The 6842-nt window shown below is 62.0% G+C and carries 11 protein-coding genes; 9 read left to right on the plus strand and 2 right to left on the minus strand.

Going from position 1 to position 6842, the window contains the following annotated elements; all coding sequences use genetic code 11:
• Positions 1 to 91 precede the first annotated feature (91 nt).
• Both ASF08_RS25550 and ASF08_RS11700 read left to right on the plus strand, forming a co-directional pair.
• On the plus strand, positions 92 to 412 hold the full coding sequence (locus ASF08_RS25550) for a hypothetical protein (protein ID WP_056145334.1): 321 nt from the start codon (positions 92 to 94) through the stop codon (positions 410 to 412).
• Positions 393 to 1430: a site-specific integrase gene (locus ASF08_RS11700; protein WP_082473172.1), complete on the plus strand. Its 1038-nt coding sequence runs from the start codon at positions 393 to 395 to the stop codon at positions 1428 to 1430. The genes ASF08_RS25550 and ASF08_RS11700 overlap by 20 nt, the downstream gene beginning before the upstream one ends.
• A gap of 59 nt (positions 1431 to 1489) precedes the next feature.
• Here ASF08_RS11700 and ASF08_RS24030 read toward each other — a convergent pair whose 3' ends face one another.
• A complete protein-coding gene (locus ASF08_RS24030; protein WP_082473173.1) occupies positions 1490 to 1732 on the minus strand; it encodes a PilZ domain-containing protein in 243 nt (80 codons plus the stop codon).
• A gap of 254 nt (positions 1733 to 1986) precedes the next feature.
• Here ASF08_RS24030 and ASF08_RS11705 point away from each other — a divergent pair, with 254 nt between their 5' ends.
• The 5 genes from ASF08_RS11705 to ASF08_RS26015 are packed head-to-tail and all read left to right on the plus strand — an operon-like array spanning position 1987 to position 5292.
• Positions 1987 to 2415, plus strand: a complete 429-nt coding sequence (locus tag ASF08_RS11705) for a hypothetical protein (protein WP_056145337.1) — start codon at positions 1987 to 1989, stop codon at positions 2413 to 2415.
• Between the two features lie 32 nt (positions 2416 to 2447).
• The gene (locus tag ASF08_RS11710; protein WP_056145339.1) at positions 2448 to 3287 is read left to right on the plus strand and encodes a hypothetical protein; all 840 of its coding nucleotides are present in this window, start codon (positions 2448 to 2450) and stop codon (positions 3285 to 3287) included.
• Entirely contained in the window at positions 3284 to 4204 is a 921-nt protein-coding gene (locus ASF08_RS11715) for a hypothetical protein (RefSeq protein ID WP_156629557.1), read from the plus strand. The genes ASF08_RS11710 and ASF08_RS11715 overlap by 4 nt, the downstream gene beginning before the upstream one ends.
• Positions 4205 to 4238: 34 nt before the next feature.
• Complete coding sequence (locus tag ASF08_RS24770) at positions 4239 to 5174, plus strand: hypothetical protein (RefSeq protein WP_156629558.1); 936 nt, start codon at positions 4239 to 4241, stop codon at positions 5172 to 5174.
• Positions 5110 to 5292 carry a hypothetical protein gene (locus ASF08_RS26015; protein ID WP_274534489.1) on the plus strand — a complete coding sequence of 61 codons (183 nt, stop codon included), beginning with the start codon at positions 5110 to 5112 and terminating at the stop codon, positions 5290 to 5292. The genes ASF08_RS24770 and ASF08_RS26015 overlap by 65 nt, the downstream gene beginning before the upstream one ends.
• 38 nt (positions 5293 to 5330) lie before the next feature.
• On the opposite strand, the gene ASF08_RS11725 is transcribed toward ASF08_RS26015, so the two are convergent.
• Positions 5331 to 5846, minus strand: coding sequence for an Arc family DNA-binding protein (locus ASF08_RS11725; protein WP_156629559.1), 516 nt, complete (start codon positions 5844 to 5846; stop codon positions 5331 to 5333).
• A 116-nt stretch (positions 5847 to 5962) separates the two neighbouring features.
• On the opposite strand from ASF08_RS11725, the gene ASF08_RS11730 reads away from it, so the two are divergent.
• Both ASF08_RS11730 and ASF08_RS11735 read left to right on the plus strand, forming a co-directional pair.
• A complete protein-coding gene (locus ASF08_RS11730) occupies positions 5963 to 6175 on the plus strand; it encodes a helix-turn-helix domain-containing protein (RefSeq protein ID WP_056145347.1) in 213 nt (70 codons plus the stop codon).
• Between the two features lie 299 nt (positions 6176 to 6474).
• Positions 6475 to 6729 (plus strand): hypothetical protein, encoded by a 255-nt coding sequence (locus ASF08_RS11735; RefSeq protein ID WP_244474514.1) that lies wholly within the window; start codon positions 6475 to 6477, stop codon positions 6727 to 6729.
• Positions 6730 to 6842 lie beyond the last annotated feature (113 nt).

Below are 6842 nucleotides of genomic sequence, written 5' to 3' on the forward strand. Positions count from 1 at the left end.
TCAAGTTGGCGAGATGCCTTGCCCCCGGCGCATCAAGAGCGTAACTTTCGATAAGGGTTATTCTCGAAAGTTACAGGCTTAGGCTGATCCTATGGCAACAGTCGCGCTGATAGACGGCACCAACGGCGAGCGGCTTCCGATCAAGCCGGCTTATGGCTTGGCCTGCAATGGGTGCGGCTGGTGCTGCGCAACTGAAGCCTGCGGCGTGGCTCGCGAGCATATCCCTGACCATCCGGCCGAGGGTCCGTGCCAGGCGCTCGAACACGACGCGGGGCGGTTCGTCTGCGGAATGATCCGCCGGCCCTCGCACTACATGCGTCTTCCGAACGATTGGGCAGACGGCCCGCTGGGCGGCATGATCGCGGACGCCCTTGGCGCGGGGAGGGGATGCGATGCCGACGATCCCCGATAACGCGATGCCGCGCCGCGAGAATGCGGATGACAGCTTGGCGCCCGCATTGCCGGCCGAGAGTGTCCAACGGCTGGACGCCCTACCTGCAGAACTCGCGTCGGTGGTCCAAGCCTACCAGCGCGCGAGCAAGGCCACGTCGACGGTGCGGGCCTACATGACGGATGCCCGCGTGTTTCAGGAGTGGTGCGCCGGGTACGGATTCCGATCCCTGCCGGCCACGGCGCAGACGTTAGCGGCGTTCCTGGGCCACGAGGCTGAGGCGGGCCGCGCTACCTCGACCATCGGCCGTCGCCTAGCTGCGATCCGCTACGCTCATAAGCTCGCGGGCGTAGCCGATCCGACTGAGGACGAGGCGGTCCACGCCGTGATGAAGGGTATTCGCCGGCGGGCCGGTATGGTGGTGACGCCCAAGGCCGCGGCGACCGTCGATGTTCTCACGGCCATGCTGATGCACGTCCCGCCGGGGTTGGGCGGCAAGCGGGACAAGGCATTGCTCGCGCTGGGCTTCGCTGGCGCGTTCCGACGCTCCGAGCTGGTCGCCCTCGACGTGGCAGATCTCCGCGAGGACGCCGAGGGCCTGCGGGTCATGGTGCGCCGGTCAAAGACGGATCAGGAAGGGAAGGGGGTCGAGAAGGCGATTCCGCACGGGCGGTTCATTCGCCCCGTTGCCCTGGTGCGGGACTGGCTCGACGCGGCTGGGATCACGGAAGGCCCTGTGTTCCGGCCGGTGTCTCGGTCGGGGAGGGTGCGAGCCTTCGCAGATACTGCGAACCCTCCGCGCCTCACGACGCAGGCCGTTGCCGACATCATGAAGCGCTACGTCCTCGCGGCTGGCCTCGATGCCTCGACCTTCGGGGCCCACAGCTTGCGTGCTGGCTACATCACGACGGCGGCCGAGCGGGGCGCAGATCTCGCCCGGATCATGGACCAGTCGGGCCACCGCGATCCGCGCACGGTGCTCGGGTACATCCGCCGGGCGAACGCCTTCAAGGATCATTCGGGGAGCGGATTTTTGTAGGCTAAAAAGAAAACGGCCGGAATTTCCCCCGGCCGCTCTTGTCGTAGAGGCTAATCTGCTTAGAGGACGTCGAATGCTACACCGATCTCCCCGGGGCTCCGCCACATGACGCGTGCCGGAATGCGCTCTTGCCCAATCTGCAATACGAACTGATCCGGTATCCCAAGAACGCTCATTACCTTGAGCCTCGCTCCCCCATCTGAGCGATCGAGAAGCGCGCAGCTTATGGGCTTTGAAAATTCTATCAGGATACGAGCGCTCCCAAACTGTGGGACGCGTTCCTGAGATCGTCGATTTTCCATAGCGTTCTATCTGAATGCAACCTTTGTAATAATATGCACCCAATAGTTTTTATCTCGTAAAGGTTGTGCATCAAGTGCGCAATAACTATCGAGCGCATCCCTGAAGCCGTGCTGCTTGTGGAGCCTCGTTACAAAGCCGACTTGCCGAGCAGCGGCCCAGTCGAGGTGTTCGGACAAGGCTTCCAGTCTTAAGGCAAAGCCATTCTGCGCTATCGAGCTTGCAAAGGGGCCGTCGGACGTGGCCTTTCCTGGCCATGCCCATCCGGCGCGAGCATCGCTTCTTCTACCCCATCGACTGGCCCCAGCTCTCGGCGGTGATCCGCTTCCGGAGGGCAGGGGGGCGGTGCGAGGTCTGCCGGCGTCCGCATGGTCGGACGGTCTATCATCTCGGCGACGGACGATGGTGGGACGCGGAGGCAAGAACCTGGCGGGACGGAGCAGGGCGGATCGTCTGCTTGGCGGTAGGCAACGACGACGTGCTCAAAATGGTCCGTACGACGCGGGTGGTCCTGGCGACCGCCCACCGGGACCACGACACGGCGAACAATGCCGGCTCGAACCTCGTGGCCTTCTGCCAGCGCTGTCACATGATCCACGATCGGCCCGAGCATCAGCGGAGGCGCTGGCGGACCCTGTTCCGTAGGAAGGCTATGGGCGACCTGTTCCGCGGGCCGTATGGGTAACCAACAGCCGCACGAATATGGTATCAGATCGCATGTTTAGGCTTCCAGCAGGTAATCTTATTGCCAGCGCATCCGCTATTGGAGCCAGCTGCAAGTTCCTGCAGTTAGGCCTTCATCAGGCTCGGCTCAACGGTGAAGAGCTCATCCTCGACATTGAGCAGATGAAAACAATTTATGAAGCCGCAGGCCTCATGAGGGCGGCCTCCCAACAGCTTGGCTTGGTGGTATGCGCGTCGGCAGCGCGTGATCTCGGCGACTGCTTTGAACGCCTGCCGCCGCCAAGACAGCATGGCCTTATGCTCAACGAACGACAGCTTGGTGACTTGATTAACGGCCTTGAGTATCTCCTGAGGACATTCCGCGACGAGCTTGACTCACGGCCCTTGTTCGCGATGCCGACGGCGAGTGCTGACCTCTATGACCAACCGCGCCCTCTTTTCGGTGAAGTTGTCGATGACGCTTTCCCTGGGAGCGCGGAGGATATCGCTGAAGCCGGCAGGTGCATGGCAGTTGGGCGCTGGACGGCTGCTGTGATGCACCTGATGCGCGCCTTAGAGCCACCTCTTGATCTGCTCGCTGCATACGTCCAGGTCGCCCCCGGCACCAACTGGAACAAGTCGCTGAATGAAATCGAAGCGAAGCTTCGCGGCATCAGCAAACGCGACCATGGCGTCGATGAAGAGCGATGGGCTGCCGAAGCAGCTTCTCACTTTCGCGCCTTTAAGAATGCTTGGCGCAATCACGCCATGCATGCCCGAAGCTTTTACGACCAAGAGCGGGCAACAGAGATCTTCGAGGCTGTGCGGGCCCTTCTACGGCATCTCGCGACTAAATTGCCTGAGGCTGCCCAGACTGCCGGGGCAGAAGGATGATGCCGACCCTCTCGGTTGATTTTGGCTATTATCCTGGGCACCTGACAATTCAGTCGGGCCCCATCTCGATCGAGACTCTGCCCGATCTCGAGGGCATCGTACGTGAGACAAAGGCTGAAGAAACCGTCGATGGCGATTGGTTTTACGCCCCGCCGCAGCAGGTCCGACATTTTCCGAGTGGGACTATCACAAACTTTCCCTATGCCTCTCGCGTATTCGGGCTACCGAAGACCCACCGCCTCAACCACTCGGCGGCGGATAACAGTGACCACCTAGTCTTCGTGCTATGGGTGCTCTCTTTTTTCGTCGGCATGCGCCTGACCTCAACCGAAGCTGGATTTCTAGACTCCACTCCACTCCGGCCAGGCAAGCTCGTCGACTTCGTTCTCTTCGGACGAGGGCTGGATTGCTCGTTGGTCCTCGCTGAAAATTTTTGGTTGGTCCATAAGGCTAATCCAGAGCAAGCACGCCGCTTCGCTGCGGCTACACATGCCTTGTTTCTGGCGCAGCATCGCCAACACCTCCAGTTCGAGCGTTTCCTTCTCCTGTACACCGCTCTTGATGCTTGCTTCGCTCTTGCGACCGCCTCGAATACCCCACCGCCTCGTCTCGGCTATGCCCGCCGGATCGAATGGATGTGTGGATTATTCGGGATGGCGGTGCCCGCATGGGCGGATCCGAACGCACCCGGAGGTGCCGAGGCAGCGTTTATTCGGAACGCCACTGTCCATGAGGCACTCTTCATGGGGGAGCCGTTGGGCTTCGCAGTTCATGACGCCAGTCCCAATCTCAACCTACCGCTTGAGATGAAAGCTTTATTGTGCCGCTTCTTGGTAGCGCTCCTGGGAGCCTCGAAGACGGACTATGTGCGATCCCCAGTGAATACTCGACAGCGCCAGCCCTTGACTTTGTTATAAATAGCCAATCTGGCGGTGCATTGTCTCAGTCATAATGTGGACATTCTTCAATTATTCATCTATCCTTACAAACATGCAGAAAGTTCGTTTTGCTAAAAGCCTGGATACCTCGTTAGAGGGAAGTCTGATGCCGCTGGACAACGAAGAGCCATCGAAGACCGCCGTCGTCGCCCCCACCCCTAAGAGGGCCCCGACGCCCCTCAGGCAGGCCGCCCCCATCGACCGGGATCAGAAGGCGGTGGCTGAGGCGGCAAAGCGCTACCAAGAGCGCACGCCGGCCTTTGAATATCAGATCAGCAGCCGGGATGGCGGGGTGATGGGTCTCGCGCCCTTGCACCTGGATGCAGCCGGACATCTCCTGCGCGAGCTCGATGTGTTCGGCACATCATCTGTCGACTTCTCGCGGCACTCCATCGGTCGGATCGCGGCGGTGATGAAGGACCGCAGAGAGGACATTCCAAGCCAGATCAATCTCAACGCAGGCGTGGCCGCTGTCGCTGGGATCGCACCCCGGAACGAGACCGAAGCGATGTTGGCGACACAGATGGTCGGCACCCATGAGGTGGCCATGGAGATGCTGACCCGCGCGAAGATGGCGACGGATCCGGGCCAGATCGAGCGCTACGGCACCCTCGCGACGAAGCTCCTCCGGACCTACACCGCGCAGATCGAGGCCCTGGCGAAGGTCCGGCGCGGCGGCGAGCAGAACGTCACCGTGAAGCACGTCCACGTCTACGAAGGCGGTCAGGCGATCGTCGGGAACGTCACCACCGGAAAGGCCGGGGGGCACTTTGATAATGGAACACAAGCCCATGCACTCACTGGAACGGCAGCCCTCGCCCTTTCGGATGGCGGCTCGATGCTGCGCCAGGACCAGGGCAGGGACGCCGTGCCAGTCGCCGGCGGTGAGTGGGAAGGCCCGGTGCCGGATGCACGGCGGCGCCCGAGGCAGCGGCGCGCCAAGGGGTGAGCGGAACGGGCGCTACCGGCATGGGATGGAGACGGCCGAGGCGAGGGCGCAGGAGCGTGAGTGCCGGGATCTGATGCGCCGGAGCCGGGCCTTCATTGCTGACATTCCGGTCGGGTGAGGGACTTTTCGGAAGCCGTAACGCGAGGGGGCGTGTGGTTAGTCGCCTTGAGGCGAGAGGCCGTCCGCCTGTGTCGTGTCGTCGAACTGCATCGCAATGAGCTCACGAAATTTGCCGGTGCCGAGCGTTGTGTTCCTAGCAAGGAAGTCAATGAAGTGGGGTAAAGCCTCAGCATAATCCGTGATGATGGCCTGCCGCTTCTCCGGGTCGTCCATGAAGTCTTTGACTGTCGCTTTTTGACGGCCCAGAGCTTGATGAAGCGCGTAGGCCAGGCTCATCGAGATATCCATGATCTCGCTGCTTCCGAAGGACATTTCCAAAGCATCGATGGTTCTCATCGAAGCCGCCTTGGCCACCTCTTTTGCCCTGAACGATTCCTCTACTCGCCGCTCGATCTCTTCACTCATAGAGCGGCCCGCTGCTTCAGCAGCCTGCATTAACTGGTCTTTCCGCGCCTCGTTCAGTCGAAACATCACGTTCGAGCGCTTGCCGAGTGCTGGGTTCTTCAGCGGGCGGCCAATGCGCTTCCCTTGTTCATTCGCGCTCTCTGTCATCGACCACCCCCATCACTCGCGGTAATTCACGCATAATATCATTGCGGTAAGTTGACAACCATCCTGGCCCTGATAATCATTTGCTCAATGGTTTTATGAGCGAAAGGCGATTGGGCATGTCCGATGATCTCAAGATGGTGCTGACGCAGCCCACGGTGGACGTAGTGCTCGCAGGACGGGTGCTGGGGATCGGGAAGAACGCGGCTTACCGAGCCGCAAAGGACGGCACCCTCCCCGCGTTCAAGGTCGGGGGTGGGTACCGCGTCCCGACGTCCAAACTTCGCGAGATGCTGGGCCTTGAGCCCGCGCAGCCGCCTGTCGCGGCCTGACTTCCGCCGCTGGCGGGTCGGCCCGCCGGCATCTGCCCCAGCCCTGACGCGCAAAAAAACGGCCCCGACACGAGGGTCACTCGCGCGGGGCCGAAAAGGTCAAAAGCTGTGCTTCGTGATACCCGATCCCCCGTCCGGCGGCAATTACCCGCTGTCCCGACGGCTGCCTTTGATGGCCTCTCACCTGCTGAACTTCGCGCCCATCGCGTTCTGAACCGCGTCAGCGTCTCCCGCGAGGTCGCCGAGCAGATCGCGAGCCTCGCCTACGGCTCCGTTCCCGAGAAGTGGGAGCGCCGCGCATGATCGCCGCTGCGCAGACCCTGCGCCCCTCCCAGCCCTTCACCGCCCCCGATGACCGTGGCGCGGTGTTCGACGCGATCGGGACCGCCATGGCCTCCGCCGAGGTCTACGCAGCCACCGCCGCCAACTTCGCCACCCTGCGCGACGCACGGGGCCTTGCCTATGCGATCCGGAGCGCTGCCGCTTGCCTCAGCACCGCGGCCGAGTTGCTGGACGAGGTGAAGCCGGCCCCTCGCAATGGAGGCCGGTCATGACCGGCTCCCCCAACCTATTCCCGACCACCGAGCGCGCCTGCCTGTTCTGCCAGGCGTGGCGCCATTGGGATCGCCAGGCCGTGTCCAGCGATGCCGGTCGAACCATCCGTTAC

This window comes from Methylobacterium sp. Leaf85 (assembly GCF_001422125.1).
Taxonomy (GTDB): Bacteria; Pseudomonadota; Alphaproteobacteria; order Rhizobiales; family Beijerinckiaceae; genus Methylobacterium; species Methylobacterium bullatum.